Here is a 26820-nt window from a genome sequence, read left to right on the forward strand (position 1 = left end):
ATCGAACAGCGTCCGGCAGCAGTCGCCGGAGCGACCGTGCAGCTAGTGCCGGAGGACGAGAAAGCGCGACCGCCGATGACGGTCGCCGGAGCGAGTCAGCCCAGAGGAGGTGCCCGGGGATTGAGCGCAGGCCAGCAAGAGCGCGGCGGTGCCTTGCTGCGCTGCTCGCCCCCCAGCCGTGGCGGGCGTTGGCGGCGCAGCATCCAGCCCAGGCAAAACAGCAGCGCGATGCCCAGGCTCACGGCCGAGCACAATGGGCACATGAACGTGCTCAACCCACCGGCGACGGCCTGATCGCTGAAGTCGCCGTCCAGGGCCGGGCCCGGGTTGCCCATGGCGGAACAGAATTGCCCGCCGACGCCATTGAGCTCCAGCCCGGCCATCTGCCCGTGGCCCAGGCCACAGACGAACACGTTGAACAGCACGCAGAAATACAGCGTCCAGGCAATGTGGGGGCGATGGGGGGAGGCATGGGTCATGGCGGCAAGATTAACAGTGAAAAAAGCGGCGGAAAATCACCCATGCAGGGCAAGCGAGACTCATGGGCCTGCCAGCGGTGAGGTTGTGGCGAGCTTTATAGCCGACTCCCGAAGAGTGCAGTGTCGGACCAGAACTAAAAAGAAGGCGCATCGCCTCACCTTCAAAGCAGCTCCCAGCCCATACGGTCCCTGTAGCCGCCGCAGGCTGCGAACGACTGCGAAGCAGGCGCCGCGCTTGAGAGCGCTGAAGGTCCTGCGGCCCTTGTCGCAGCCTCGCAAGCTCGGCAGCGGCTACAAGCAGCGTCACCCTTCATCCTTATCGCCAGGCTATGTGCCCCAGCGCACAGACAACCCTCGCCTCTGCCCGGCAACCTCAAGGTTGCAGATTTTTGCCTGACACGCTCGTCGCGACGGTGCCTCGATTTGACCGCACGCCCCGCTCCCGGCCCTCCCTCGCACCCCGTGCCGAGGGACGGCTCTGTTATGCCAAGGAAAACATGGACAGTCATTGGACCCACGCATTCCTGAGGTTCTGGCGGCTGCCCGCCGCCCGATACGGCCAATGGAAGGCCTCGCGCAACAGCGTCGAATACCAGGCGCCGCTGCGCTCGGAGCTGTTCAGCACTGAACAGATGGCCCGCCACGGCACCCTGCTGGCGCAACAGCATCGCCTGAGCCCGAGCCGCACCCCGGACTGGCTGCTGGCCCGCCTGGCGGACAACGCCAGCGCCCTGGCCAGTTGCTGCAAGAGCCTGACCGCCGCCACCCACGCCTCCCCCCGGACCACCCCCGCCGCGGAATGGCTGCTGGACAACTACTACCTGCTGGAAGAACAGATCCGCATCACCCGCACCCACCTGCCCCGGGGCTACAGCCGGCAGTTGCCGCGCCTGGCCAACGGCCAGTCGGCGGGCCTGCCGCGGGTCTATGACATCGCCCTGGAAACCATTTCCCACGGCGACGGCCGGGTCGACACCGACAGCCTGGGGCGCTTCGTCGACAGCTACCAGAGCGTCACCCCGCTGATGCTCGGCGAGCTATGGGCAATCCCCATCATGCTGCGCCTGGCCCTGATCGAGAACCTGCGCCGGGTGGCCTTCCGGGTCATGGCCAACTGGAGCGAACGCAACCTGGCCAACGACTGGGCCGACCGCCTGATGGAAACCGCCGAGCAGGACGCCAAGAGCGTGGTGCTGGCGGTGGCCGACATGGCCCGCTCGGCACCGCCCATGACCGCCGCCTTCGTCGCCGAGCTGGCGCGTCGCCTGCAAGGACAGAACGCGGCCCTGGTGCTGCCCCTGGCCTGGATCGAGCAACTGCTGGGGGAAACCGGGCTGAACATCGAGCGCCTGGTGCAGCTCGACGCCCAGCAGCAGGCCGCCGACCAGGTCTCCATCAGCAACAGCATCTCCAGCTTGCGCCTGCTCTCGGCCAGCAACTGGCGCGAGTTCGTCGAGCTGATGAGCCGGGTCGAACAGGTACTGGAACAGGACCCCGCGGGGGTCTACCGACGCATGGATTTCGCCACCCGCGACCATTACCGCCATGTGCTCGAACGCCTGGCCCGGCACTGCCGCCACAGTGAAGAACAGGTGGCCCGCCAGTGCATCGAGCTGGCCCGCGCCCAGTACCGCGCCGAGGCGCCGGAAGCCGTGGCCGGCCACGTCGGTCACTACCTGATCGGCGCTGGCCGGCGCACCCTGGAACAGCAGATCGGCGCCCGAGTCCCCCTGGCTGAACGTGGCCGCCGCCTGCTGACCCAGGCGCCACTGGGCTTTTTCCTGGTGCCGGTGATCCTGCTCTCGGCCCTGTTCGCCTGGCCCTTCCTCAGTGCCCTGTATCAGGAAGCGACTTCCGGCCACTACTGGCTGGGGCTGTTGGCGGTGCCGGCGCTGCTGCTCGCCAGCCGGCTGGCCATCGGCCTGATCAACGGCCTGGTGACCCTGACCGTGGCCCCCGGCATCCTGCCGCGCCTGGACTACAGCGAAGGCATTGCTCCCCGAGCCCGGACCCTGGTGGCGGTGCCCTGCCTGATCGGCTGCACGGCGGATGTCGAGGAGCTGGTGGAAGGGCTGGAAGTGCGCTTCCTGGCCAACCGCGACGCCCAGCTGTATTTCGCCCTGCTCAGCGACTTTCTCGACGCCCCCAGCGAAACCCTGGACGCCGATGCCGGCCTGCTGATGCTGGCCCGGCAACGGATCGAGGCGCTGAACCTGAAGTACCCCGAAGAAGCCGTGGAGCGCTTCTACCTGCTGCACCGGCCACGCCTGTGGAACCCGGCGGAACATTGCTGGATGGGCCACGAACGCAAGCGCGGCAAGCTCGAAGACCTCAATGCCCTGCTGCGCGGCCGGGGTCGGGAGCGTTTTTCGCTGATCGTCGGCGATATCCAGGCACTGCCTGAAATCACCTACGTGATCACCCTGGACAGCGACACCCAGTTGCCCCGGGACGTGGCCCAGCAATGCGTGGGAGCCATGGACCACCCCCTGAACCGGCCCCTGGCCGACCCGTTGAGCGGGCGCATCGTCAGCGGCTACGGGATTCTCCAGCCGCGGGTCGGCATCAGCCTGTCGAGCACCGCCCGTTCGGCCTATGCCCGGCTGTTCGCCAGCGACGCCGGGATCGACCCCTATACCCGCGCCGTATCGGACGTCTATCAGGACCTGTTCCAGGAAGGCTCCTTCGTCGGCAAGGGCATCTATGCCGTAGACACCTTCGAGCAGACCCTGGGCGGGCGCTTCGCCGACAACCGGATCCTCAGCCATGACCTGATCGAGGGCTGCTACGCCCGCTCCGGGCTGCTCAGCGATGTGCAGCTGTTCGAGGAATACCCGGCCCGCTACAGCGCCGACGTCAAGCGCCGCCAGCGCTGGATCCGCGGTGACTGGCAACTGCTGCCGTGGCTCCTGCCCTGGTCGCCCAAGGCCGGTGGAGGCCTGGAAAGCAATCGCCTGAGCCCCCTGGCGCGCTGGAAGATCCTCGACAACCTGCGCCGCAGCCTGGAGCCCATGGCCCTGCTGGGCATGCTGCTGTGGGGCTGGCTGGGGGCCACCCACCCCGTGGCCTGGACCCTGGCGGTGCTGATTCTGCTGCTGGTGCTGCCACTGTCGGCGGCCTTTCGCGAGCTGCTGGAAAAGACCCCGGATGTGCCCCTGCAACAACACCTGGTGGCCGCCTTGGGCACAGCCGGCCAGCACCTGTCCCGGGCGCTGCTGCCCCTGGCCTGGCTGCCCCATGAGGTGGCCTACAGCCTGGGTGCCCTGGGCCGCGCGCTATGGCGCATGAGCATCAGCAAGGAGTATCGCCTGCAATGGCAACCGTCCCGGGAAGCCGAACGCGGCCCCGATGACAGCCTGCTGGAGCTCTACCGGCGGATGTGGGTCGGCCCGGCCCTGGCGTTGCTCCTGGCCGGGCTGTCGTGGCCGCGCCCACAGTTGCTGGTGGCCGCGCCCCTACTGCTGGCCTGGCTGGCCGGCCCGGCCCTGGCCTGGTGGCTGAGCCGCCCCGCCAGCCAGGTGGCCTTCGTGCCCAACACGGGCCAGCGGCGTTTCCTGCAGAGCCTGGCCCGCCGCACCTGGGCCTTTTTCGACCAGTACGTCGGCCCCCAGGACAACTGGCTGGCCCCGGACAACCTGCAGGAGCAACCCCAGCAGCGGGTAGCCCATCGCACGTCCCCCACCAACCTGGGCCTGGCCCTGCTGGCGCACCTGGCGGCCCATGACTTCGGCTACCTGAGCAGCAGCCGGCTGCTGCAGCGCCTGGAACGGATGCTCGCCAGCATGGGCCGGCTGGAACGCTATCGCGGGCACTTCTACAACTGGTACGACACCCAGAGCCTGGAGCCCTTGCCACCGCGCTATGTGTCCACGGTGGACAGCGGCAACCTGGCCGGGATGCTGCTGACCCTGCGCCCGGGCTTGCAGGGCCTGATGGACAGCCCGCCGTCCCCGGTGCAGATCGCCAACGGCCTGCTGGACTGCCTCGACGTGCTCCAGGACGCCCTCACCGCAGCGGGTCAGGACACCGCAGCCGTACTGCGCTGGCGCCTGGAAACCCGTGCCGTGCATGAACACCTGAGCCTGCATGCCGGGGTCAGCGCCGAGGGCCTGCTGGGCCTGTTGCAACGCATTGGCGAGAGCGCCGTCGACTCCCACGGCGAGGCATCCGATGACAGCACCTTCTGGCACCAGGCGCTGACCGTGCAATGTCGCGACCTACATGACGAATTGCTCTGGCGCACCCCACCGCCCATGGCCGACGGTCGCCGCTTCGGCCTCCTCAGTTGGCGCCAGCTGGCCGAGCTGGACACCGACTATTGGCTGCCCCGGCACCATGGGCGGATCGCCGCGCTACGGGAACTGGCGCTGGAACGCTGCACCGCGGTGAACCAGTTGCTGGAGCAGGTGACCGGCATGGCGCAGATGGATTTCGGCTTCCTCTACGACACCCGGCGCCATCTGCTGGTGATCGGCTACAACGCCGACGAGCACCGCCTGGATGCCGGCTACTACGACCTCTTGGCCTCGGAAGTGCGCCTGACCCATTTTGTCGCCATCGCCCAGGGGCAGTTGCCCCAGGAAAGCTGGTTTGCCCTCGGCCGCCTGCTCACCAGCAGCGCCGGTACCCCGGTGCTGCTGTCCTGGACCGGTTCGATGTTCGAATACCTGATGCCGATGCTGGTGATGCCCAGTTACCAGGGCACCCTGCTGGACCAGACCTGCCACGCCGCCGTGGCCCTGCAGATCGAGCACGGCCAGCAACTGGGCCTGCCGTGGGGCGTGTCCGAGTCGGGCTACAACACCCTCGACAGCCAGTTCAACTACCAGTACCGGGCGTTCGGCGTGCCGGGGCTGGGGCTCAAGCGTGGCCTCGGCGCGGAACGGGTGGTGGCGCCCTACGCCAGCGTCCTGGCGCTGATGGTGGCGCCCCAGGCAGCCTGCCAGAACCTGCAGCGCCTGGCCCAGTTGGGCCTGCAGGGCCGCTTCGGCCTCTATGAAGCCGTGGACTACACCGAGTCGCGCCTGCCCCGGGGCCAGAACCATGCCGTGGTGCAATCGTTCATGGCCCACCACCAGGGCATGAGCCTGCTGTCCCTGGCATGGCTGCTGCTGGACCAGCCCATGCAGCGGCGCTTCGAATCCGACCCGCAGTTCCAGGCCATCGCCCTGCTGTTGCAGGAACGAGTGCCGAAAACCGCCGCCCAGTACCTGCATGCCGCCGGTGCCCCGGCGGCCGACGAAGCCGCCCGGGCCCACGAGAACAAACTGCGGGTGTTCGCCGACCCGGACCGCAAGCGCCCGGCGGTGCAACTGCTTTCCAACGGCCACTACCACGTCATGCTCAGCAGCGCCGGCGGCGGCTACAGCCGCTGCAACGAGCTGGCGGTGACCCGCTGGCACGAAGACCCGACCCGCGATCACTGGGGCCAGTTCTGCTACCTGCGGGACGTGGCCAGCGGCACGTTCTGGTCCGCCGCCTACCAGCCGACCCGAGGCCGCCCTTCAAGCTTCGAGGCGATCTTCACCGACGCCCGGGCCGAATTCCGCGTGCGTGAACAGGACTTCGACAGCCACACGGAAATCGTCGTGTCCCCCGAAGACCCCATCGAGCTGCGCCGCCTGCACATCTGCAACCGCGCCCGGGTACGCCGCAGCATCGAGCTCACCAGCTACGCCGAAGTGGTGCTGGCCCCGGCTCCAAGCGATGCCGCCCACCCGGCCTTCAGCAACCTTTTCATCGAGACCGAACTGCTGCCCGATTGGCAGGCCATCGTCTGCAGCCGCCGGCCACGTTCCCAGGGGCAGCCGGTGCCCTGGATGTGCCACCTGCTGGCAGCCCACGGCGTGGACATCGACGCGATTTCCTACGAAACCGACCGCGCGCGCTTTATCGGCCGTGGCCGCGACCTGGCCGCGCCCCAGGCCCTGGACCCGCAGACCGAGCGGCTCTCGGGCAGCGCCGGGCCGGTGCTCGACCCGATCGTGGCGATCCGCTGCCGGATCACCCTCGACCCCGGCCAGAGCGCCACCATCGACCTGGTGACCGGGGTCGCCGAAAGCCGTGAACACTGCCTGCAACTGATCCACAAATACCGCGACCGGCACTTGGCGGACCGGGTCTTCGACCTGGCCTGGACCCACAGCCAGGTGCTGTTGCGCCAGCTCAACGCATCCCTGGCCGAGGCCCGGTTGTTCCAGCAGATGGCGGCCTCGCTGCTCTACGCCAACGCCACCCTGCGCGCCGACAACAGCCTGCTGCAGGCCAACCGGCGCAGCCAATCCGGGCTCTGGGGCCAGGGCATTTCCGGCGACCTGCCGATCGTCCTTCTGCAAGTGGGCGACCTGGCCAACATTGCCCTGGTGCAGCAGTTGATCAAGGCCCACGCCTACTGGCGGCAAAAAGGCCTGGCGGTGGACCTGGTGATCTGGAACGAGGACCAGGCGGGTTACCGCCAGCAGCTCCAGGACCTGATCATGGGCCTGGTGACCTCCGGCAGCGAAGCCAGCCTGATCGACCGCCCGGGGGGCATCTTCGTGCGCCCGGCCCAGCAACTGTCCGGCGAAGACCGCACGCTGATGCTGGCGGTGGCGCGCCTGGTGGTCAGCGACAGCCGCGGCAGCCTCGCCGAGCAAGTCCACCGGCGCCGCGCCGACCCTTCGCTGCCGCGCCTGGAAGCGCCCCTGGTACGCCTGCCACCACCCGCCAGCCGAGCCAGCACCGCTGCAGCGCCAGAGCTGATTCTGGAAACCCCCTACGGCGGTTTCAGCAGCGACGGCCGTGAATACCTGATCACCCTCAACCCCGGGCAGCCGACGCCCGCGCCCTGGGCCAACGTGCTCGCCAACCCGCTGTTCGGCACGGTGATTTCGGAAACCGGCGGCGCCTACAGCTGGCGTGAGAACGCCCACGAATACCGCCTCAGCCCGTGGCACGACGACCCGGTCAGTGACCCCAGCGGCGAGGCCCTGTACCTGCGCGACGAAGACAGCGGGCGGGTCTGGTCGCCCACTCCCCAACCCTGCCCCGGAAGCGGCAGCTACCGCACCCGCCACGGCTTCGGCTACAGCGTCTTCGAGCATGAAGAGGACGGCATCCACAGCGAGATCACGGTTTATGTGGCGCTGCAGGCGCCGATCAAGTTCTCGCGTCTGAAGATCCGCAACCTCAGCGGTCGGCCACGGCGCTTGTCGGCCACCTGCTATGTGGAATGGGTGCTGGGAGAGTCCCGCAGCCGCTCGGCCATGCACGTGGTCAGCGAAAGCGACCCGGTGAGCGGCGCACTGTTCGCCCGCAACCCCTACAACATGGAGTTTTCCGGGCACGTGGCGTTTCTCGATACGGACGCCGAGGTCAGCAGCTTCACCGGCGATCGCAGTGAGTTCATCGGCCGCAACGGCAGCCTCGCGGCGCCGGCAGCGTTGACTCGGGGGCGCCTGTCCGGGCGCTCCGGTGCCGGTTTCGATCCCTGCGCGGCGATGCAGGTGAGCCTGGAACTGGAGGACGGCCAGAGCCGGGAGGTGCTGTTCCGCCTGGGGGCCGAAGTGGATGCCAAGGCCGCCACCCGCCGGGTCCTGCAGTACCGCGGCAGCCAGATGGCGCAGGCCGAGCTTGCGGCCGTGCACCAGCATTGGCAGCGCAGCCTCGGCGCGGTACAGGTGCGCACACCGGACCCGGCCATCGACGTCATGGCCAACGGCTGGCTGATGTACCAGACCATTGCCTGCCGCTTCTGGGCCCGCAGCGGTTTCTACCAGTCCGGCGGTGCCATCGGCTTTCGCGACCAGTTGCAGGACAGCATGGCGATGATCCACGCCGAGCCGGCCCTGGCCCGCGAGCACCTGTTGCTGTGCGCCGCCCACCAGTATCCCGAGGGCGACGTCCAGCACTGGTGGCACCCGCCACAGAATCGCGGGGTGCGCACCGGCTGCTCCGATGATTTCCTGTGGCTGCCCCTGGCCACCAGCCGCTATGTACAGATCACCGGCGACCACAGCGTGCTGGAGGTCGAAGTGGGTTACCTGGAAGGCCGCCTGCTCAATTCCGGGGAAGAATCCTATTACGACCTGCCCCAGGCCAGCGGGCTGCGGGAAAGCCTCTACCTGCACTGCCGGCGCGCCCTCGAGCACGGCCAGCGGCGCGGGGTCCACGGCTTGCCGCTAATGGGCACCGGGGACTGGAACGACGGCATGAACCGGGTCGGTGAACACGGCCTGGGGGAAAGCGTGTGGCTGGGCTTCTTCAGCCATGAAGTGCTGCAACGCTTTGCCGTCACCGCCGAGCAGCACCAGGACCCGGACTTCGCCCGGGAGTGCCGCGCCCAGGCCCTGGCCTTGCGCGCCGCCCTCGACAGCCAGGCCTGGGACGGCCAGTGGTATCGCCGCGCCTGGTTCGACGAGGGCCAGATCCTGGGCAGCGCCAGCAACCAGGAGTGCCGCATCGACTCCATCGCCCAGAGCTGGTCGGTGCTGTCCGGCGCCGCCAGCGATGCCCGCCAGCACCAGGCCATGGCCTCCCTGGACCAGCACCTGGTGCGTCGCGACAGCGGCGTGGTGCTGCTGCTCGACCCACCTTTCGCCCACAGTTCCCTGGACCCTGGCTACATCAAGGGCTACGTGCCCGGGGTGCGGGAAAATGGCGGCCAGTACACTCATGCCGCGGTCTGGGCCAGCATGGCCTTCGCCCGCCTGGGGGACAGTGCCCGAGCCTGGGAGCTGCTGCACATGATCAACCCGGTAAGCCGGCGCAGTGCCGAACAGGTCGCCACCTACCGGGTCGAGCCCTACGTGATGGCCGCCGACGTCTATGGCGTGGCGCCCCACACCGGGCGCGGCGGCTGGAGCTGGTACACCGGTTCGGCGGGCTGGACTTACCGGCTGATCGTCGAGTCGCTGCTGGGCCTGCGCCGCGAAGGCCAGAGCCTGTACATCGAACCGGTGATCCCGGCGCATTGGCCGGGCTACAGCCTGGACTATCGGTTCGGCGAGACGCTCTACCGTATTGAAGTGCGGCAGAACCCCGGCGCCACCCTCAGCCTGAGCCTGGACGGCCGGCCACTGGTGGGGCTGGCCATACCGCTGCTGGATGACGGCAGTACGCGCCGGGTGCTGCTCACCTGGCCCGCCGCCCTGCCCGCGCAGGCCGGGCATACCCCGACAGCGACCCATACGGAGCCGGCACCATGACAGACACCCGGCCACACCCTGGACTACCCTGAGTGAGCGCTGACGCCTTGCCATCCGGTGGTTCTGAGATGTTCGACAACCTTGGGCACGGGCCCAATCACTTGCTCAATGCACTGCCGGCGGCGGTGCAGGAGCGCCTGCTGCCCCACCTCAAGCCGGTGGCCCTGAGCCTGGGCCAGGTGCTCTACGAGTCCGGGGACATACCGCGCCACGTGTACTTCCCCACCGATGCAGTGGTGTCGTTGCTGTACCTGATGGAAAACGGCGCCTCGGCGGAAATCGCCGTGGTGGGCAACGAAGGGCTGGTGGGGGTGGCCCTGGTCATGGGCGGCGAAAGCACCACCAGCCGGGCCATCGTGCAGGGCGCCGGGCACGCCTTGCGCCTGCCGGGCCAGCACCTCAAGGACGAGTTCAACCGCCACGGCGAAATGCTCCTGCTGATGCTGCGCTACACCCAGTCGCTGATCACCCAGATGGCCCAGACCGCGGTGTGCAACCGCCACCACTCCATCGACCAGCAACTGTGCCGCTGGCTGCTGCTGTCTTTGGACCGGCTGCCGGGCAACCAGCTGGTGATGACCCAGGAACTGATCGCCAACATGCTCGGGGTGCGTCGCGAAGGCGTGACCGAAGCCGCGGGCAAACTGCAGCGCCAGGGCATCATCGAATACAGCCGCGGCCGGATCAATGTGCTTGACCGGCCGCGGCTGGAGCAGCACAGCTGCGAGTGCTATGGGGTGGTGCGCAAGGAAACCGAGCGCTTGCTGCCGTACCTGCCTGGCAGCAAGCGCGCCGATCCGGACTGAAACGGGCGTGGGTGTCAGGCCGCGCCAGACGCCTTCACCGCCAGGATGCTCCCCGGCATCGAGTACAAGGCGCGTTCGGTGGTGCTGCCGATCAAGCGGCCAAAGCCGGTGCGGTGCACCGTGCCCATGACCACCACGTCCACCAGGTATTCGTCGACGAACTGGGCGATGCCCGGCACCGGCGGGCCCATGATGAAGTGGCGGAATTCCTGGGGCACGTTGTGCTCATCCCCCAGGCGTTCGAATTCCTTGTGCAGGGAGTCGCGCAACTCGTCCAGGCAGTTGACGCTCCAGGCGGTGGACGCCACCGGCGCCACGCCATCGAGCATCGGCATCAGGTCGTAGGCGTACAGCAGGTGCAACTGGGCGTCGCATTGCAGGGCCAGGGCGTGGGCGGTCTGGATGATCTGCGTATTGAGCCCGCGGATCTGGGTGTCGGACTGGGCCGGGTCCACCGCGGCGACAATCCGCCGGGGCAGCTTGTGCGGCGCGTCGTTGACCAGGTGCACCGGCACCGGCGCCTCGCGCAGCAGGTGGCAATCCAGCGGGGTGACAAACACGCGCTTGAGGGCCGACTCCAGGGTCACGTCCTTGATCAGCAGGTCAGGTCGGAACTCGTCGATGTAGGCGAGCATGTCCTTGAGCACCTGGGTGCTCCAGATCACCTGGGTGGTGACCTGCACGCCCTCCTCGGCCATCCACTGCGCTTCCACCTGCAACCAGCGCTCGTGGCGCTGCAGGTAGGCTTCGCGCTCGCTGTCTTCCAGGTGTTCTTCCCACAGGTAGGTGCGCGCCGGCGGTTCGACGAACACCAGGGCGTGCAGCGCCGCGCCGCTGGCCCGGGCCAGGGCAACGGCACGGCGCGCCGCGGGGGATTGGTGCTGCTGTGGATCGGCGATCAGCAACAGACGCTGGTACTGGCTCATGGTGCTCCTCCTTGGGCGATACGTGAGCTTGAGTGTGGAATGCCGTGCTGCCGGGCGCCTTGACCGGTATCAAGGGCGCCCGGTGGCACGGATCATGGGGTGATGGCGATCTTCATCACGCCGTCGCGCTGGCTGGCGAACAGCTCGTAGGCGGCCTCGATATCGTCGAGCTTGAAGCGGTGGGTCACCAGCGGCTTGAGGTCCACCTGGCCACTGGCGACCACCTCCATCAGCCGGCGCATGCGTTCCTTGCCGCCCGGGCACAGGGTGCTGAGGATGCTCAGGTCGCCCAGGCCGGCGGCATAGGCATCCAGGGGAATGCGCAGGTCGCTGGAATAAACCCCCAGGCTCGACAGCTTGCCCCCCGGGCGCAGCACCCGCAGCGCCGACTCGAAGGTGCCCTGGGTGCCCAGGGCCTCGATCGACACATCGACCCCGCGACCGTCGGTGAGGTCCATGATCTGCTTGACCACGTCGCCCTGCTTGAAGTCCACCACATGGGTCGCCCCCAGCTCCCGCGCCACGCTCATGCGCGCGGCCACGGTGTCGACGCCAATGATGGTGGTAGCACCCTTGAGCCTTGCTCCGGCCACCGCGCACAGGCCGATGGGGCCCAGGGCGAACACCGCCACGCTGTCGCCGATGTTCACCTCGGCACGCTCGGCGCCGGAGAAACCGGTGGACATGATGTCCGGGCACATCAGCACTTCTTCATCGCTCAGGCCGTCGGGGATCGGGCACAGGTTGGCCAGGGCGTCCGGTACACGCACGTATTCGGCCTGGCAGCCATCGATGGTGTTGCCGAACTTCCAGCCGCCCGTGGCGCGGAAGCCGTGGCGGGTGTCCGGGCCGTCCTGGGAGCCGCAGCCGCAGAGGCAGGCGTAGCTCTGGCCGCTGGGGGTGATGGCCCCGGCGATCACTCGCTGGCCCTCGTGGAAGCCGCGCACCTGGGAGCCCAGGCGCTCGATCACCCCCACCGGTTCGTGGCCGATGGTCAGGCCCTTGGCCACCGGGTATTCACCCCGCAGGATGTGCACGTCGGTGCCGCAGATGGTGGTGGTGGTGATCCGCACCAGGGCGTCCAGCGGACCGATTTCGGGGATGTCCTTGTCTTCCAGCACGATGCGGTTCTTCTCCACGAATACCGCTGCTTTCATCTTGGCCATGTTGCCGATCTCCATTGCCGGGAAGGGGTCTGCGCGAATCCGCAGGTCTGCTGACAGACTGCGCGGATACCCCGGGGAAGGGCTTGATCATGGTCAAACAATGGCCCCTTGGCGGCCGCTGGGGCGACCGTGTGTCGCAAACTCGCCCTTCAGCCCTGCTGCCGGCGCCGCACCAGGCACAACAACAGCGCCGCAACCCCGCACAGGCCCAGGGTCGGCCCCAGGGCCTGGCCCCAGCCCACCAGCAGCAACCCGACGCCAATCAGCAGGTAGTAGAACAGGCCGAACCCGGCCCCGGCGCTGCCCAGCCGGTCGCTGTAGGCCGCCAGCGCCGAGCCGAGGATATTGGGGATGGCCAGGCCGAAGCCCAGCACCACGCCGAGCATGGGCAGCAGCAACCACAGGCTGTGCCCAAGCGCCGTCACCCCGAGGCCACCCAGAGTCACCGCCAGGGCCGCCAGCCGCAGCAGGGTGTCACCGGACCAGCCCCGCCCCAGCAGCCGACGATTGAGCCAGGCCCCCAGCCCCGAAGCCAGGGCCAGGCCCGCACCGCTGTAACCAAAGCCCTGCTCGCCCCACCCCAGGTCGCGAAACAGGAACGGCCCGAGGCTGTAGTAGCTGAGCAAGGCCACATTGAACAGCGCCACCAGCAGCGCCGAGCGCCAGATGCCCGGGTCCCTGAGCATGTGCCACAAGGTCCCGGCCAGGGGCGCCAGGTGCGGCGCCGGCGCACGGGTTTCCGGCAAGGCCCGGGCGCACCAGCCGAGCAAGGCCAGGGCCAGCACCAGCAACCCGGCCAGTGCGCCCTGGTAGCCCCAGGCCCGCACCAGCCCGGCGCCACTGAACAGGCCAATGGCCGGGCTGGCCGCCAGGACCATACCCACCAGGGAAAACACCCGCACCAGTTCACTGCCGCGAAACAGGTCGCGCAGCAGGGTCTGGGTCACCACCGAGCCCGCCGCCACGCCCAGGGCGGCGAGGGCCTGGCACAGCAACAGCGCGGTAAAACTCTGCACCTGCAATTGCAGCCCGATGGCCAGGACGTACAGCGTCAGGCCACCCAGCAAGGCCGGGCGCCGGCCCCAAAGATCGCTCAAGCGCCCCCACAGCAGCACCCCCGGGGCAAACCCCAGGACAAACACCGAAAGGCTCTGGGCCGCTTGCGCGGGGGCCACGCCAAAGGCCCGGCCAAGATCGGCCAGGGCCGGGCTGTAGAGGGTCTGGGCGAGCTGCGGGAACATCAGCAGGGCCAGGGCCAGGGGCAACAGGGAACGGGGATTCATCAGGCAGTGCTCGGCAAAAAAAACATGCCGGCGATTCTAGGCAGCGGCGCCTGGCGTATTATCGCAACCCTGCCAACAAACATCGGAAGTACGCCAATCATGGCCTGGCTCGAACCACAGGCACTCTTCGACCCCGACCGCTTCGACGCCCCCCTGCTGGGCATCGCCGCGACCCTCGGCGACCACGACTCCGGCCTGCACCGCCACCGCCGCGGGCAACTGCTGTACACCCGCCAGGGCTGCACGCGGATTACCCTGGACCATCGCCTGTGCCTGCTGCCGCCCTCGCGGGCGGCGTGGATTCCCCCGGGGATCACGCACCGCGCGCAAATGCAGCAGAGCGTGGACTACCGTTCGCTGTACTTCAGCGCCGAACTGAGCCGGCGCCTGCCGGCCGAAGTGGCAGTGATCGAGGTCAGCCCGCTGCTCCAGGCCGTGCTGGAACCCATGGCCCAGGCCGCCTTCGACTGCGACTGGAGCCAGGGCCGCTACCCGCACCTGCTGGGCCTGTGCATCGAGGAAATCCGCCAGGCCCTGCACCAGCCCCTGTCGCTGCCCCTGCCCCGGGACAAACGCCTGCAACCGCTGCTGGCGGACCTGGAGCAACTGCCACCGCAATTGCAGGTACTGGCCACCCGGGTCGGCGCCAGCAGCCGCACCATCGGCCGGATCTTCCAGCGTGAAACCGGCCTGAGCTACCAGCAATGGCGCCAGCAGTGGCGGCTGATGCGCGCCATCGAACTGCTCGCCACAGGCCGCGGCATCGGCTACAGCGCCTGCGCACTGGGCTTTGCCAGCGACAGCATCTTCATCGCCTTCTTCAAGGCCATGACCGGCACCACGCCGCGGGCGTATTTCAAGTAAGCCCGCACCTTTCATTCCTGGGGGATGTGGCGAAAGCCCACCGCTACAGCACGGGTCGAGGTGGGGCTACGTTACGTGCCGCGCGCACCCAGGCCCATGACCGCTATCGGGGAACTTGAGGAGACCAATGCCGTCGCGGCCCAGCGCCTTGGCGAGGCATGACGGGAGATCGCCAGGCAAGGCCCTTCGGGCTTTGCGCAGCTTCGCAGGCTCAGCAGCGGCTACAGGGCCAGTGCCGTTCGGCGACTTTTGTAGCCGCTGCCGCAGGCTGCGAACGGCTGCGCGCAGACGCGGCGATGTCAGGGACATTGTCAGGCCCGGGCCGGGCCGGGGCTTGGGGTGGCCGGCGCCTCAGGTGCGGCTGCGCAGCCATTGCAGGAAACCCTTCCTGGGCACTGGCTTGGGCGCAGCCTGGGACAGGGTCTGGGCCATGTGCCGGCGAAAATCCAGGAGGTTCTTCATGGCCTCGTTGATGTCGTGGCGCGCATCCAGGCAGGGCTTGAGGAACTCGTTGTCGATGCGGTAGAGGCTGCAGAAGGTCTTGGCCGCAAACTGCGCCACTGTGGCTTGATCGGCCACCACGCCGGCTTCGCCGATGACCTCCCCCGGCCCCATGCGCCCGGCCTCGAAGGGTTTGCCGTCGCGTTGCATGGTCACCGAAACCACTCCGGATTCGATGATGAACAGGTGATCGCTGACCTCGCCCTGGGCCAGGATGGTCTCGCCGGCACGGTAGGTCTGCAGGTGCATGTTCTGGCTGAAGGTGTCCTTCTCATCCTGGCGCAGGGTGGAGAAGATGCTCGACGCGTCCAGCAGCGCCCGGGGCCGCGACAGGGGCGCAGGCCCGCTGGTCTCGCTGGCGGACAACAGGCCGATGCCGCTGGCCTGCAAATGGCGGAAGGCCAGGTCGAACAGCTGGTTGCGCACCTCGCGCTTGTGCCCCATGTCGGCGACAAAACCGCTGATCTCGTATTCCGCGCCACTGCTGCTGGTGCTCTTCATCGCCACGCTGGCCGCCGGGGTGCTCAACAGCAGGCGGCAGCCCAGGGTGGCCCGCTCCAGGGCCTCGATGACTTTCTGCGGGCGCGCGTGGGGGCTGACCTGCACGCTCACCGACAGGCCATGAACATCCACCGGCCGGCTGAAATTAGTGATCTTGGCCTTGGACGCCAGGGAGTTGGGGATCACCACCATGCTGCCCTGGGAGGTCTGCAGCCGAGTGGCGCGCCAGTCGATGTCCAGCACCCGCCCCTCGGTGCCGTCGATGGCGATCCAGTCATCGATCTGGTAGGGCTTGGTGGTGTTGAGGACGATCCCGGAAAACAGGTCGCTGAGGGTGCTTTGCAGGGCCAGGCCGACGATGATCGCCAAGGCCCCGGAGGTGGCCAGCACGCCCTTGACCGGCAGTTCCAGCACATAGGCCAGCGCGGCGATGATGGCGATGAGGAAGATCACCGCGCCCATCAGGTCCTGCAGCAGGCGCCCGGTATGCCCCACCCGCTGCATCATCAGGGTGCCCAGCAACACCGTCAGGGTCCGCGCGCCAAACAGCCACCAGCCAATTTCCAGGCCGGTGGCGGCCAGGTGCAGGGGCACGTCGTCGGGCCAGGGCGCGGCCTGCATCGGGTTCATGCCCTGGTTGAACAGCATCAGGCTGTAGAGGGAAAAGATCAGCACCCGTACCGCCAGCTTCCAGTAGTCGCCACGGCTGCCGATCAGGCGCCAGAGCAGCATATCCAGGAACAGCAGGAACAGCGCGGCCAACAACGGATGATCGCTGAACAGGGAAGACATCGAGGCACTCCGGCATGACGAAGACGGCACGATCGCACGAAAGACGCAGGAGCAGGTATAGCTGGAAAAGCCCGGGGCGTGCGCCCCGGGCCGGGATCGGGCGACGGGCACAGGGCCCGCCGCGACTCAGGGATTACTGGCCCTGGGTCAGGGTGTTGTAGCTGGTCATCAGGTTGCGGTAGTCGGGGATGTGGTTGGAGAACAGGGTGCCCAGGCCTTCGATGTCGTTGCGCCAGTCGCGGTGCAGCTCGCAGGCCAGGCCGAACCAGGTCATCAACTGGGCGCCGGCATTGGACATGCGGTTCCAGGCCGAATCGCGAGTCAGGGCATTGAAGGTGCCGGAAGCGTCGGTAACCACGAAGACTTCAAAGCCTTCTTCCAGGGCCGAGAGCGCCGGGAACGCCACGCATACTTCGGTAACCACGCCGGCGATGATCAGTTGCTTCTTGCCGGTGGCCTTGATCGCCTTGACAAAGTCCTCGTTGTCCCAGGCATTGATCTGGCCCGGGCGGGCGATGTACGGCGCATCGGGGAACAGCGCCTTGAGCTCCGGCACCAGGGGGCCGTTGGGGCCGGTTTCGAAACTGGTGGTGAGGATGGTCGGCAACTTGAAGTACTTGGCCAGGTCGGCCAGGGCCAGCACGTTGTTCTTGAAACGATCGGGCTCGATATCGCGGACCAGCGACAGCAGGCCGGCCTGGTGGTCTACCAGCAAAACGGCGGCGTTATCCTTGTCCAGACGCTTGTATGCAGTGGTCATGTGAAGTCCTCGCTAATGATCGATGCCGGAAGACCCGGCTTGGATGAAACCCGTGGCACGCTCCGCCGGGGTAACGGCGGGCGCCGGGGAGTTGCGCGCGACTGGCAAAGCCTAGTTGCCGATGCCAGCCGCGCCAGTGCAACCGGTCAGTGACCGGTTGCGTCCATCTGGCCGAAGCGTCCCGATTGGAAGTCGACGAAGGCCTGATGAATCTCTTCTTCGCTGTTCATCACGAACGGGCCGTGGCCGACGATGGGTTCGTCGATGGGCTCGCCGCTGAGCAACAGCACGATCGCGTCGTTGTTGGCCTCCAGGCTGATGTCCTGGCCGTCACGCTCCAGCAGCGCCAGCTGACCTTCGCGCACCAGCTCCTGGCCATTGACCTGCACCGTGCCGCGCAATACCACCAGGGCGCTGTTACGCCCCGAATGCAGAGGCAGGTCCAGGTGCTTGCCGGCTTGCAGGCGGATGTCCCAGACGTCGATCGGGGTGAAGGTCCGTGCGGGGCCCCGGTGGCCATCGAGCTCGCCGGCGATCAGGCGCAGGCTGCCGGCATTGCCCGGCAGCGGGACCTGCGGGATGTCCGCCGCAACGATGGTCTGGTAACCGGGCGCCGCGAGCTTGTCCTTCGCCGGCAGGTTGACCCACAACTGGACCATTTCCAGGTTGCCGCCACGCCGGGCGAAGTCCGTGGAATGGAACTCCTCATGGAGGATCCCCGAGGCCGCGGTCATCCACTGCACATCGCCAGGGCCGATCTTGCCGCCGCTGCCGGTGGAATCCCGGTGCTCCACCTCGCCGTCATAGACGATGGTTACGGTTTCGAAACCGCGATGGGGGTGCTGGCCGACGCCGCGCCGGGCGCTGGTGGGGCTGAACTGCGCGGGGCCGGCGTGATCCAGCAGCAGGAACGGGCTGATGTGCTGGCCGAGGTTGTCGTAGGAAAACAGGGTACGGACCGGGAAGCCGTCACCGACCCAATGGGGCCGTGGACTGGTGTAGATGCCAATGATGTTTTTCATGTCGTCCTCCAGAACTATCTGATGGACACACCTTAAAACTCAGACCTTTGCCGCGCTAGACTGCAAAAATCACCCTTAGCGTTCTATCTGGAGAACGATCTTGGAAGATCTGAACACCCTCTACTACTTCACCCAGGTGGTGGAGCACCGTGGCTTTGCCGCCGCGGGACGGGCCCTGGACATGCCCAAGTCCAAGCTCAGCCGGCGGATTTCCCAGTTGGAGGAACGCCTTGGAGTGCGCCTGATCCATCGCACCAGCCGCCACTGTTCGCTGACCGAGATCGGCCAGGAGTACTACCAGCGCTGCCTGGCAATGCGGGTGGAAGCCGAGGGCGCGGCGGAGGTCATAGAACGCAACCGCTCCGAACCCCAGGGGCTGGTACGCGTGGCTTGCCCCACGGCCCTGCTCAATTCCTGGGTGGGGCCGATGCTTACCCGCTTCATGCTCAAGTACCCCCTGGTGGAACTGTTCATCGAGAGCACCAACCGCCGGGTCGACCTGATCCACGAGGGCTTCGACATCGCCCTGCGGGTGCGCTTCCCGCCCCTGGAAAACACCGACCTGGTGATGAAGGTGCTGGGCAACAGCACCCAGTGCCTGGTGGGCCACCCGGATTTTCTCCAGCGCCTGTCGGGCCCGGCAACACCGGCCGACCTCAGCGGTTTGCCGAGCGTGCACTGGGGTGCGGCGCAACGTGAATATCAATGGCAATTGCTGGGCCCGGACGGCGCCGAGGCACTGATCCGCCACCGACCGCGGATGGTCACCGACGACCTGCTGGCGCTGCGCCATGCAGTGCTGGCGGGCATCGGCATCGCCCACCTGCCCAAGGTGGTGGTGCGTGAAGACCTGGAGGCCGGGCGACTGCTGGAACTGGTGCCCGACTGGGCGCCAAGGTGCGGCATCGTGCATGCGATCTTCCCCTCGCGCCGAGGGCTGCTGCCTTCGGTACGCAGCCTGATCGACTTTCTCGGGGAGGAATTCAGCCACAGCGACATGGCCTGAGGCTCAGAAGCAAGCGCCTGGAACGGCCAGGTGGTGGCGGTTGGGCAACCTCCCTGTGGGGTTTCGTGCCTGGGTACGCGATTCGCCGGCAAGCCGGCGCCTGCAGGGGCAGGTGGATTCGTGAACGCGGGGCAATATTCCTTTGTGCCGGCGGCGGTTTTTCTCGGCAACGCAGGTACGGATACTGCCGGCCAATCCCACTGCAATGCCCGGAGTGACCCATGTCTGTACCCGCCTTTGGCCTCGGCACCTTCCGCCTTCAGGGCCAGGTGCTCATCGATTCCTTGAGCTGCGCCCTGGAACTGGGCTATCGCGCCATCGATACCGCGCAGATCTACGACAACGAAGCCGATGTCGGCGCCGCGGTGGCCGCCAGCGGCATTCCCCGCGACCAGCTGTTCATCACCAGCAAGATCTGGATCGCCAACCTGTCCCGGGAGCGCCTGATCCCCAGCCTCAAGGAAAGCCTGCACAAGCTGCGCACCGATTACCTGGACCTGACCCTGATCCACTGGCCCTCGCCAGACAACCAGGTGCCGGTGGAGGAGTTCATGCAGGCCCTGCTGGAAGCCAAGACCCAGGGCCTGACCCGGCAGATCGGCGTGTCCAACTTCAACAATGCCTTGCTGCAGCAAGCCATTGATGCCGTCGGGGCCGAGCAGATCGCCAGCCACCAGGTGGAATTGCACCCCTACCTGCAAAACCGCAAGGTGGTGGAATTCGCCCGCAGCCAGGGCATTCACATCACCTCCTACATGACCCTGGCCTATGGCGAAGTGCTCAAGGACCCACTGATCCTGCAGATCGCCCAGGTACGCCAGGCCACCCCGGCCCAGGTGGTGCTGGCCTGGGCCATGCAGTCGGGTTATGCGGTGATCCCCTCCTCCACCCGCCGGGCCAACCTGCAAGGCAACCTCGCAGCCTGCGCCTTGACCCTGAGCAGCGCGGAGCTTGAGAGCATCGCCGGCCTGGAGCGCGGCCAACGCCTGACCAGCCCGGCAGGCATTGCCCCGCAGTGGGACTGAAGCGCGAACGGCGCTGACAAAAACGCCAAACGGCATCCCTGGGGATGCCGTTTGGCGTGGGGTGCGAAAACCTCGCTCAGCTCGGGCTACCCCAATGGCCATGCGATTGCACCAGCCGCTGCCGGGAAGGCCCGGAGGCATCGGGCAATGGCGGGTCCACCCACAGCATCAGGCGCTTGATCGCCGCGCTGTCCGGCCATTCGGCCGGGCTGACATGCACCTTGCACCGCCGGCTGCCGGAAGTGGCGGCAAGATGCTGGCTGCCGTAGATCAGGGCTTGCTCGATATGCGGGTGGTCCAGGCAGAAAGCCAGCAGGTCGAAATCGCTGCGGACAGCCAGGTTGGCGTTGATGATCAGCAGGTCGAACGACTCGCAGGAATACTCCACCAGCGTCAGCAGTTCCTCCAGCCTGTGCACCGGGGCCACTCGGTAATAGTTCAGTTGATTCAGGGGTCTTTCGATCTGCATGCGACGAAAGTGCTGATCATCGGCAATCAATATGCGCAATGCTCTGTTGGACATTTTTCTGATCCTGCTGACAAGACTTCGGCACTGCGAATACCGGCCCTACTCCCGGGCCGCTGGAAGGCTAAGCCAGTGGGTGGAAGTTGGCTCTAGGAACAACCTGAAAGTCGCTGCCAAGGCCCCCCGGCGGACGGCGCTCGACCCCGGCCGCCTGGCGCTCGCGGCTCGCCCTCCGGCCCCGCTGTGCAACCGTGCCCTACCCTAACCACCGGCCACGGCTTTTAGCAGGGGTCAGGCCCTTGAAAGGTCTTGTTGTCAGGTAAGCACCTTCCGAGAAAAGCCGAGCCGTATCTCATGCCTCCCCTGGCGGAGGCGAAAAATGCTCATTCGGTGGTGCTCGGGCTCCAGAACGCCTGCTGCACCCAGGGCGATGTGGACAGCCGGGCCACCAGCGCATCCAGTTCGTCACCGTCCACCGAGGTGGTCGCCAGGGTCGCCTCGATCTCCACATCCTCCGTACCGAAGGCGTGCACATCAACGTCGCTGGCGGGGTAGTTGCAGCGCGCCAGCTCCGCTTCCAGCAGGGCGAACACTGCCTTCTGCTTCGAGCGGTGGGCGATCACGTAGACGATATTGGTGACCTCGGCGGACACCACGTCCAGGGGCTGGCGGTTGATGTTGTTGACGATGGGCCGCAGCAGGGTATTGGCGGCCAGCACGAACAGGGTGCCCAGCAGTGCCTCGAGGATCAGGTCGGCACCGGCGCAGGCCCCCACCGCCGCCGAGGCCCAGAGGGTGGCGGCGGTATTCAGCCCACGGACATTACCCTCCTCGCGCATGATCACCCCGGCGCCGAGAAAGCCGATACCGGAGACCACGTAGGCCACCACCCGCACCGCCCCTTCGGCGCCCCCCAGGCGGTTGGCCATGTCGACGAAGATCGCGGCCCCCACCGCCACCAGCACATTGGTGCGCAAACCCGCGGTGCGCTGGCGGTACTGGCGTTCGAAGCCGATCAGGCCCCCGAGGATAAAGGCGGCGCTGAGGCTGACCAGGGTATCGATCAGCGAGTCCAGGTTGATGTTGTGCAGGGCTTGCATGGCGACTGTCCTTGAGCGAAGGGCATGAATGGCACCAGAGGACTCTAGCAGCGGTCCATGAACGTCTCATGGCCTGCCGTGATGCACGGCTGACCGTAGGAGCCGGCTTGCCAGCGAAGAGGCCCGTAAGGGCGCCTTAGCCCGCCGGGGAGCTTTCGCTGGCAACACAGCCTTCGCCAGCGAGCTGGCTCCTACAGGGCAGCATTACTGCCAGCCGAAGCGCCGCACGTAGAAGCCCTTCACCGCCTGGGTCAGGGCCATGTAGGCCAGCAGGATCAGCGGCAGGAACACGAAGTACAGCGACGGCAGCGCTTGCAGCTTGAAGTAGTGCGCCAGCGGGCCCATCGGCAGGAAGATCCCCACCGCCATGATGACGCCGGTCATCACCATCAACGGCATGGCCGCGCGGCTCTGCAAAAACGGAATCTTCGGCGTGCGGATCATGTGCACGATCAGGGTCTGGGTCAGCAGCCCCACCACGAACCAGCCGGACTGGAACAGCGTCTGGTGGTCCGGGGTATTGGCGTCGAACACGTACCACATCAGGGCAAAGGTGGTGATGTCGAAGATCGAGCTGATAGGCCCGAAGAACAGCATGAACCGCCCCACATCCGCCGGCTGCCAGCGCTGGGGCTTTTTCAGCATTTCCTCATCGACGTTATCGAAGGGAATGGCGATCTGGGAAATGTCGTACAGCAGGTTCTGCACCAGCAGGTGCATCGGCAGCATCGGCAGGAACGGAATGAAGGCACTGGCCACCAGCACCGAGAACACGTTGCCGAAGTTCGAGCTGGCGGTCATCTTGATGTACTTGAGCATGTTGGCGAACGTCCGGCGCCCTTCCAGCACGCCCTCCTCCAGCACCATCAGGCTCTTTTCCAGGAGGATGATGTCCGCCGCTTCCTTGGCGATGTCCACCGCGCTGTCCACGGAAATGCCGATGTCGGCGGTGCGCAGCGCCGGGGCATCGTTGATGCCGTCGCCCATGAAGCCCACCACGTGGCCGTTGGCCTTGAGCAGGCGGACAATGCGCTCCTTGTGGGTCGGGGTCAGCTTGGCGAACACGTTGGTGGTTTCCACCGCCTGGGCCAGTTGCTCGTCGCTCATGCGCTCGATGTCGTTGCCCATCAGCAGGCCCTGCTGCTCCAGGCCCACTTCGCGGCAGATCTTCGCCGTCACCAGTTCGTTGTCACCGGTCAGCACTTTCACCGCCACGCCATGTTCGGCCAGGGCCTTGAGGGCCGGCGCAGTGCTTTCCTTGGGCGGGTCGAGGAATGCCACGTAGCCGATCAGGGTCAGCTCGCACTCGTCCGCCAGGCTGTAGGTATCGCGCCCGTCGATCATCGGCCGTGCGGCCACCGCCACCACCCGCAGCCCCTCTTCGTTGAGGTCGGCGGTCACCTGGCGGATCCGCGCCAGCAGGCTCTCGGTCAGGGCTTCCTCGGCTTCGCCATGGCGTACGTTGCGGCACACCGCCAGCACTTCCTCCACCGCCCCCTTGCAGATCAGCAGGTGCGGCCGGTCCTGTTCCGCCACCACTACCGACATGCGCCGACGGGTGAAATCGAAGGGGATTTCATCGACCTTCTGGAATGCCGTGCCGACCTTGAGCTCGCGGTGCACCTCGACGTGCTCCAGTACCGCCACGTCCAGCAGGTTCTTCAGCCCGGTCTGGTAGTAGCTGTTGAGGTAGGCCATTTCCAGCACGTCGTCGGAATCCTCGCCCCAGACGTCCACGTGCCGCGCCAGGAAGATCTTGTCCTGGGTCAGGGTGCCGGTCTTGTCGGTGCACAGCACGTCCATGGCGCCGAAGTTCTGGATCGCGTCCAGGCGCTTGACGATGACCTTCTTGCGCGACAGGAACACCGCGCCCTTGGCCAGGGTCGAGGTGACGATCATCGGCAGCATTTCCGGGGTCAGGCCGACGGCGATCGACAGCGCGAACAGCAGCGCCTCCATCCAGTCGCCCTTGGTGAAGCCGTTGATGAACAGCACCAGGGGCGCCATGACGAACATGAAGCGGATCAGCAGCCAGCTGACCTTGTTGACCCCGCTCTGGAACGAGGTGGGCGCGCGGTCGGTGGCGCTGACACGCTGGGCCAGGGCGCCGAAATAAGTGCTGTTGCCGGTGGTCAGGATCACCGCCGTGGCGGAACCGGAGACCACGTTGGTGCCCATGAACAGGATGTTGTCCAGGTCCAGGGGGTTGCTGGTGTCGGCGTCCTGCTGGCGGGGGAATTTCTCCACCGGCATGGATTCGCCGGTCATGGCCGCCTGGCTGACGAACAAGTCCTTGGCGCTGAGCACCCGGCAGTCGGCGGGAATCATGTCGCCGGCCGAGAGCACGATCAGGTCGCCGGGCACCAGTTGCTTGATCGGCAACTCGATGCGCTGAGCGCCCTTGACCTCGGCGGCGGCCCCCAGCAGGCGGCCGAGCATCGGCGCGGCCTGGGGCGCCGACCCTGGGCGCATGACCGTGGCGGTGTTGCTGACCATGGCCTTGAGGGCATCGGCGGCCTTGTTCGACTTGGCCTCCTGCCAGAAGCGCAGCAGGGTCGAGAGCACCACCATGGAGAAGATCACCGTGGCCGCCTTCATGTCTTCGGTCAGCCAGGAAATCACCGCCAGCAGGGTCAGCAGCAGGTTGAAGGGGTTCTTGTAGCAGTGCCACAGGTGGGTCCACCAGGGCAGCGCCTGCTCGTGCTCGACCTCGTTGAGGCCGTGACGCTCACGCAGGGCATCGGCCTCCTCGGTGCTCAGGCCGTCGGTGTGGCTGCCGAGCTGGTCCAGCAGTTGCGCGGCATCGCTGTTGGCCGCGGCCACCAGGGTTTGCGCCAGGGTCGGCGGCACGTCGCGACTGACGCTGGCATCGCTGAAACTTTCCAGCAGTGCCAGGCGGCGGAAGTGCCGGGCGAAATGCCGGGTCCGCAGGAAGCCGGCAAAGAACTCTTTCAACAGGGTGAGCTTCATGGTGATGACTCCTGCAGCAACGGCGTAGGGAAAACCGCAGGCAGGTACGATCGGGCGTTGCCGGAGGGTAATCCTCCATGCATGCCTGATCCGCAGGTCCTGGACCTGCGCGTCGATGCCACCACGACACGGCAGCCGGCCGGGTCGAAGGGGAAATAGAAGTCGCCAGGAAGTGGCGTCGGGAAGCGAACCACAGAAGTTCGCGATCGGGATGCCGCATCTCGCTGGACGGCGAGACAGCGGCAGGAAAAAGGCTGCGCGCTATCTTGCCGGGACTGCGCCGGTTACTGAAACCGGCCGACTCCTGTCACTCGAACAAGTACCCACACTGGGCCTCCACTGATTGAAAACGCGCGCAGCTTACGCCGCACTATTTGCAGAGTAAACCGGAGGGAAACCCTGGCAGAGGGAATCGAAAAGTTCTTCAGCCAAGGTTCAGGAATGCCTTCGCCGGCAAGCCGGCTCCTACAAAAAACACCCGGGATAGCCCCGAATGGCAGGAGCCGGCTTGCCGGCGAAGAGGTCCGCAAGAACGGAGGTGGCGCCGATCAGCTGGCGGTGGCCAGCAGCATGTCACGCACCGAACGGCTGTGACCGCGGCTCTTGCCGTGTTCGTAGAGCGAATCGGCAATCTCCTGGGCACGGATCGGCAGCACCGACAGCAAGGTGTCGCTCAGGCCATGGCTGGCCTGGCTGAAGCCCTGCATGTAGACGCCGGCCTTGCAGCGTTCGTCGGTCACCAGGCGGTAATTGCGGTCCACCTCGAAGTCGCCCAGGTAGGCCTGCAGCGGCGCCAGCAGTTGACGATGCATCTGCCGCTCGTAGCCGGTAGCCAGCACCACCGCATCGTAGTGACGCACTTCGCGCTCGCCGCTGGCACTGTTGCGCAGGATCAGCTCGATGCCCAGGTCGGTAGCGGTGGCCTTCTCCACCGTGGTCATGGTGCGGAAGGTATGGCGCGCGATGCCGGAAACCTTCTGCCGGTAGAAAATCCCGTAGATGCGCTCGATCAGGTCGATGTCCACCACCGAGTAGTTGGTGTTCTGGTATTCGCTGACCAGGCGCTCGCGCTCACTGCCGGTCTGCTGGAACACCAGGTCGGTGAAGGCCGGGGAGAACACTTCGTTGACGAACGGGCTGTCATCCGCCGGCTTGAGTGCCGAACCGCGCATGATGATGTCGGCCTGCACCGAAGGGAAACTGTCGTTGAGGTCGATGAAGGCTTCTGCCGCGCTCTGCCCGCCGCCGATGATGGCGATGTTCATCGGTTTGCCACTGACACAGGGCTGGTTGGCCATGCATTCCAGGTACTGGGAATGGTGGAACACCCGCGCATCGCCCTTGAGCCCCTTGAAGGTTTCCGGAACCCGCGCCGTGCCGCCGGCACTGACCACCACCGAACGGGTGGTGCGCACCAGTTCGCTGCCCTGGGCATCCCGGGAAATCACCCGCAACGCCTCGACCTGCTGGTTGTGCAGCACTGGCTCGATGGCCAGCACTTCTTCGCCGTAGCGGCTGTGTTCCTGGAAATGCCCGGCCACCCAGCGCAGGTAGTCGTTGAACTCCATGCGGCATGGATAGAAGGTGCCCAGGTTGATGAAGTCCACCAGGCGCCCGTGGTGCTTGAGGTAGTTGACGAAGGAATAGGGGCTGGTGGGGTTGCGCAGGGTCACCAGGTCCTTGAGGAAGGAAATCTGCAGTTCGCTCTGGGTTACCAGGGTGTTGCCGTGCCAGCGATAGTCAGCCTGCTTGTCGAGGAACAACGCGTCCAGCGGACCGTGCTCCTGCCCGCGCTCCTCCAGCGCAATGGCCAGCGCCAGGTTCGAGGGGCCGAAACCGATACCGATCAAATCGTGAACGTGGGCCGATGCAATTGCCTGTGTCATTTCCAGTGTCCTCTGGATAAACCGCCTCAACGCGGGGGATAAAGTGTCACGGTGACCCGACTGGCCCATGCAGGACAGCAGA

General features: G+C 66.5%; 16 protein-coding genes. 5 read left to right on the forward strand and 11 right to left on the reverse strand.

Translation table 11 applies throughout. The annotated features are described in order from the left end of the window. Nucleotides 1-95: 95 nt before the first annotated feature. Nucleotides 96-479, reverse strand: coding sequence for a DUF2946 family protein (locus tag PFLCHA0_RS20620; RefSeq protein ID WP_015636398.1), 384 nt, complete (start codon nt 477-479; stop codon nt 96-98). Nucleotides 480-976: 497 nt separating this feature from the next. Between PFLCHA0_RS20620 and PFLCHA0_RS20625 the strand changes: the two genes are divergently transcribed. Beyond that, the gene (locus tag PFLCHA0_RS20625; protein ID WP_015636399.1) at nt 977-9664 is read left to right on the forward strand and encodes a glycoside hydrolase family 94 protein; all 8688 of its coding nucleotides are present in this window, start codon (nt 977-979) and stop codon (nt 9662-9664) included. 68 nt (nt 9665-9732) lie between these two features. Beyond that, entirely contained in the window at nt 9733-10470 is a 738-nt protein-coding gene (locus PFLCHA0_RS20630) for a Crp/Fnr family transcriptional regulator (protein ID WP_015636400.1), read from the forward strand. Between the two features lie 14 nt (nt 10471-10484). Here PFLCHA0_RS20630 and PFLCHA0_RS20635 read toward each other — a convergent pair whose 3' ends face one another. The 3 genes from PFLCHA0_RS20635 to PFLCHA0_RS20645 form a co-directional block, all read right to left on the reverse strand. Continuing rightward, on the reverse strand, nt 10485-11396 hold the full coding sequence (locus PFLCHA0_RS20635; RefSeq protein ID WP_011062349.1) for a universal stress protein: 912 nt from the start codon (nt 11394-11396) through the stop codon (nt 10485-10487). Between the two features lie 92 nt (nt 11397-11488). Further along, entirely contained in the window at nt 11489-12562 is a 1074-nt protein-coding gene (locus PFLCHA0_RS20640) for an NAD(P)-dependent alcohol dehydrogenase (protein WP_026020156.1), read from the reverse strand. A 149-nt stretch (nt 12563-12711) separates the two neighbouring features. Continuing rightward, nucleotides 12712-13845, reverse strand: a complete 1134-nt coding sequence (locus PFLCHA0_RS20645; RefSeq protein WP_015636402.1) for an MFS transporter — start codon at nt 13843-13845, stop codon at nt 12712-12714. A gap of 99 nt (nt 13846-13944) precedes the next feature. Here PFLCHA0_RS20645 and PFLCHA0_RS20650 point away from each other — a divergent pair, with 99 nt between their 5' ends. Further along, entirely contained in the window at nt 13945-14709 is a 765-nt protein-coding gene (locus PFLCHA0_RS20650; RefSeq protein WP_041752427.1) for an AraC family transcriptional regulator, read from the forward strand. 351 nt (nt 14710-15060) lie between these two features. Here the strand turns inward: PFLCHA0_RS20650 and PFLCHA0_RS20655 are convergent, their stop codons facing one another. The 3 genes from PFLCHA0_RS20655 to PFLCHA0_RS20665 all read right to left on the reverse strand — a co-directional run bounded on the left by PFLCHA0_RS20655 (nt 15061) and on the right by PFLCHA0_RS20665 (nt 18285). Beyond that, nucleotides 15061-16503 carry a mechanosensitive ion channel family protein gene (locus PFLCHA0_RS20655; RefSeq protein WP_015636404.1) on the reverse strand — a complete coding sequence of 481 codons (1443 nt, stop codon included), beginning with the start codon at nt 16501-16503 and terminating at the stop codon, nt 15061-15063. 133 nt (nt 16504-16636) lie between these two features. Beyond that, a complete protein-coding gene (gene ycaC / locus PFLCHA0_RS20660; RefSeq protein ID WP_011062354.1) occupies nt 16637-17263 on the reverse strand; it encodes an isochorismate family cysteine hydrolase YcaC in 627 nt (208 codons plus the stop codon). A gap of 146 nt (nt 17264-17409) precedes the next feature. Continuing rightward, nucleotides 17410-18285, reverse strand: coding sequence for a pirin family protein (locus tag PFLCHA0_RS20665; RefSeq protein ID WP_015636405.1), 876 nt, complete (start codon nt 18283-18285; stop codon nt 17410-17412). A gap of 97 nt (nt 18286-18382) precedes the next feature. Between PFLCHA0_RS20665 and PFLCHA0_RS20670 the strand changes: the two genes are divergently transcribed. Together PFLCHA0_RS20670 and dkgB are read left to right on the forward strand one after the other, a co-directional pair. Beyond that, nucleotides 18383-19291 carry a LysR substrate-binding domain-containing protein gene (locus PFLCHA0_RS20670; RefSeq protein WP_026020155.1) on the forward strand — a complete coding sequence of 303 codons (909 nt, stop codon included), beginning with the start codon at nt 18383-18385 and terminating at the stop codon, nt 19289-19291. 221 nt (nt 19292-19512) lie between these two features. Then, nucleotides 19513-20316, forward strand: coding sequence for a 2,5-didehydrogluconate reductase DkgB (gene dkgB / locus PFLCHA0_RS20675; protein ID WP_015636407.1), 804 nt, complete (start codon nt 19513-19515; stop codon nt 20314-20316). Nucleotides 20317-20392: 76 nt separating this feature from the next. On the opposite strand, the gene PFLCHA0_RS20680 is transcribed toward dkgB, so the two are convergent. The 4 genes from PFLCHA0_RS20680 to PFLCHA0_RS20695 all read right to left on the reverse strand — a co-directional run bounded on the left by PFLCHA0_RS20680 (nt 20393) and on the right by PFLCHA0_RS20695 (nt 26738). After that, nucleotides 20393-20839 (reverse strand): ANTAR domain-containing protein, encoded by a 447-nt coding sequence (locus PFLCHA0_RS20680; RefSeq protein ID WP_015636408.1) that lies wholly within the window; start codon nt 20837-20839, stop codon nt 20393-20395. A 326-nt stretch (nt 20840-21165) separates the two neighbouring features. After that, nucleotides 21166-21882 (reverse strand): MgtC/SapB family protein, encoded by a 717-nt coding sequence (locus PFLCHA0_RS20685; RefSeq protein ID WP_015636409.1) that lies wholly within the window; start codon nt 21880-21882, stop codon nt 21166-21168. Between the two features lie 204 nt (nt 21883-22086). After that, on the reverse strand, nt 22087-24852 hold the full coding sequence (gene mgtA, locus PFLCHA0_RS20690; RefSeq protein WP_011062359.1) for a magnesium-translocating P-type ATPase: 2766 nt from the start codon (nt 24850-24852) through the stop codon (nt 22087-22089). A gap of 548 nt (nt 24853-25400) precedes the next feature. Next, nucleotides 25401-26738, reverse strand: coding sequence for a lysine N(6)-hydroxylase/L-ornithine N(5)-oxygenase family protein (locus PFLCHA0_RS20695; RefSeq protein ID WP_015636410.1), 1338 nt, complete (start codon nt 26736-26738; stop codon nt 25401-25403). Between the last annotated feature and the right edge of the window lie 82 nt (nt 26739-26820).

The organism is Pseudomonas protegens CHA0 (assembly GCF_000397205.1).
Taxonomy (GTDB): domain Bacteria; phylum Pseudomonadota; class Gammaproteobacteria; order Pseudomonadales; family Pseudomonadaceae; genus Aquipseudomonas; species Aquipseudomonas protegens.

Coding starts and splice junctions, on each gene's coding strand:
- PFLCHA0_RS20620 (WP_015636398.1), bottom strand. CDS start 479: ATGACCCATGCCTCCCCCCATCGCCCCCACATTGCCTGGACGCTGTAT.
- PFLCHA0_RS20625 (WP_015636399.1), top strand. CDS start 977: ATGGACAGTCATTGGACCCACGCATTCCTGAGGTTCTGGCGGCTGCCC.
- PFLCHA0_RS20630 (WP_015636400.1), top strand. CDS start 9,733: ATGTTCGACAACCTTGGGCACGGGCCCAATCACTTGCTCAATGCACTG.
- PFLCHA0_RS20635 (WP_011062349.1), bottom strand. CDS start 11,396: ATGAGCCAGTACCAGCGTCTGTTGCTGATCGCCGATCCACAGCAGCAC.
- PFLCHA0_RS20640 (WP_026020156.1), bottom strand. CDS start 12,562: ATGGCCAAGATGAAAGCAGCGGTATTCGTGGAGAAGAACCGCATCGTG.
- PFLCHA0_RS20645 (WP_015636402.1), bottom strand. CDS start 13,845: ATGAATCCCCGTTCCCTGTTGCCCCTGGCCCTGGCCCTGCTGATGTTC.
- PFLCHA0_RS20650 (WP_041752427.1), top strand. CDS start 13,945: ATGGCCTGGCTCGAACCACAGGCACTCTTCGACCCCGACCGCTTCGAC.
- PFLCHA0_RS20655 (WP_015636404.1), bottom strand. CDS start 16,503: ATGTCTTCCCTGTTCAGCGATCATCCGTTGTTGGCCGCGCTGTTCCTG.
- ycaC (WP_011062354.1), bottom strand. CDS start 17,263: ATGACCACTGCATACAAGCGTCTGGACAAGGATAACGCCGCCGTTTTG.
- PFLCHA0_RS20665 (WP_015636405.1), bottom strand. CDS start 18,285: ATGAAAAACATCATTGGCATCTACACCAGTCCACGGCCCCATTGGGTC.
- dkgB (WP_015636407.1), top strand. CDS start 19,513: ATGTCTGTACCCGCCTTTGGCCTCGGCACCTTCCGCCTTCAGGGCCAG.
- PFLCHA0_RS20680 (WP_015636408.1), bottom strand. CDS start 20,839: ATGTCCAACAGAGCATTGCGCATATTGATTGCCGATGATCAGCACTTT.
- PFLCHA0_RS20685 (WP_015636409.1), bottom strand. CDS start 21,882: ATGCAAGCCCTGCACAACATCAACCTGGACTCGCTGATCGATACCCTG.
- mgtA (WP_011062359.1), bottom strand. CDS start 24,852: ATGAAGCTCACCCTGTTGAAAGAGTTCTTTGCCGGCTTCCTGCGGACC.
- PFLCHA0_RS20695 (WP_015636410.1), bottom strand. CDS start 26,738: ATGACACAGGCAATTGCATCGGCCCACGTTCACGATTTGATCGGTATC.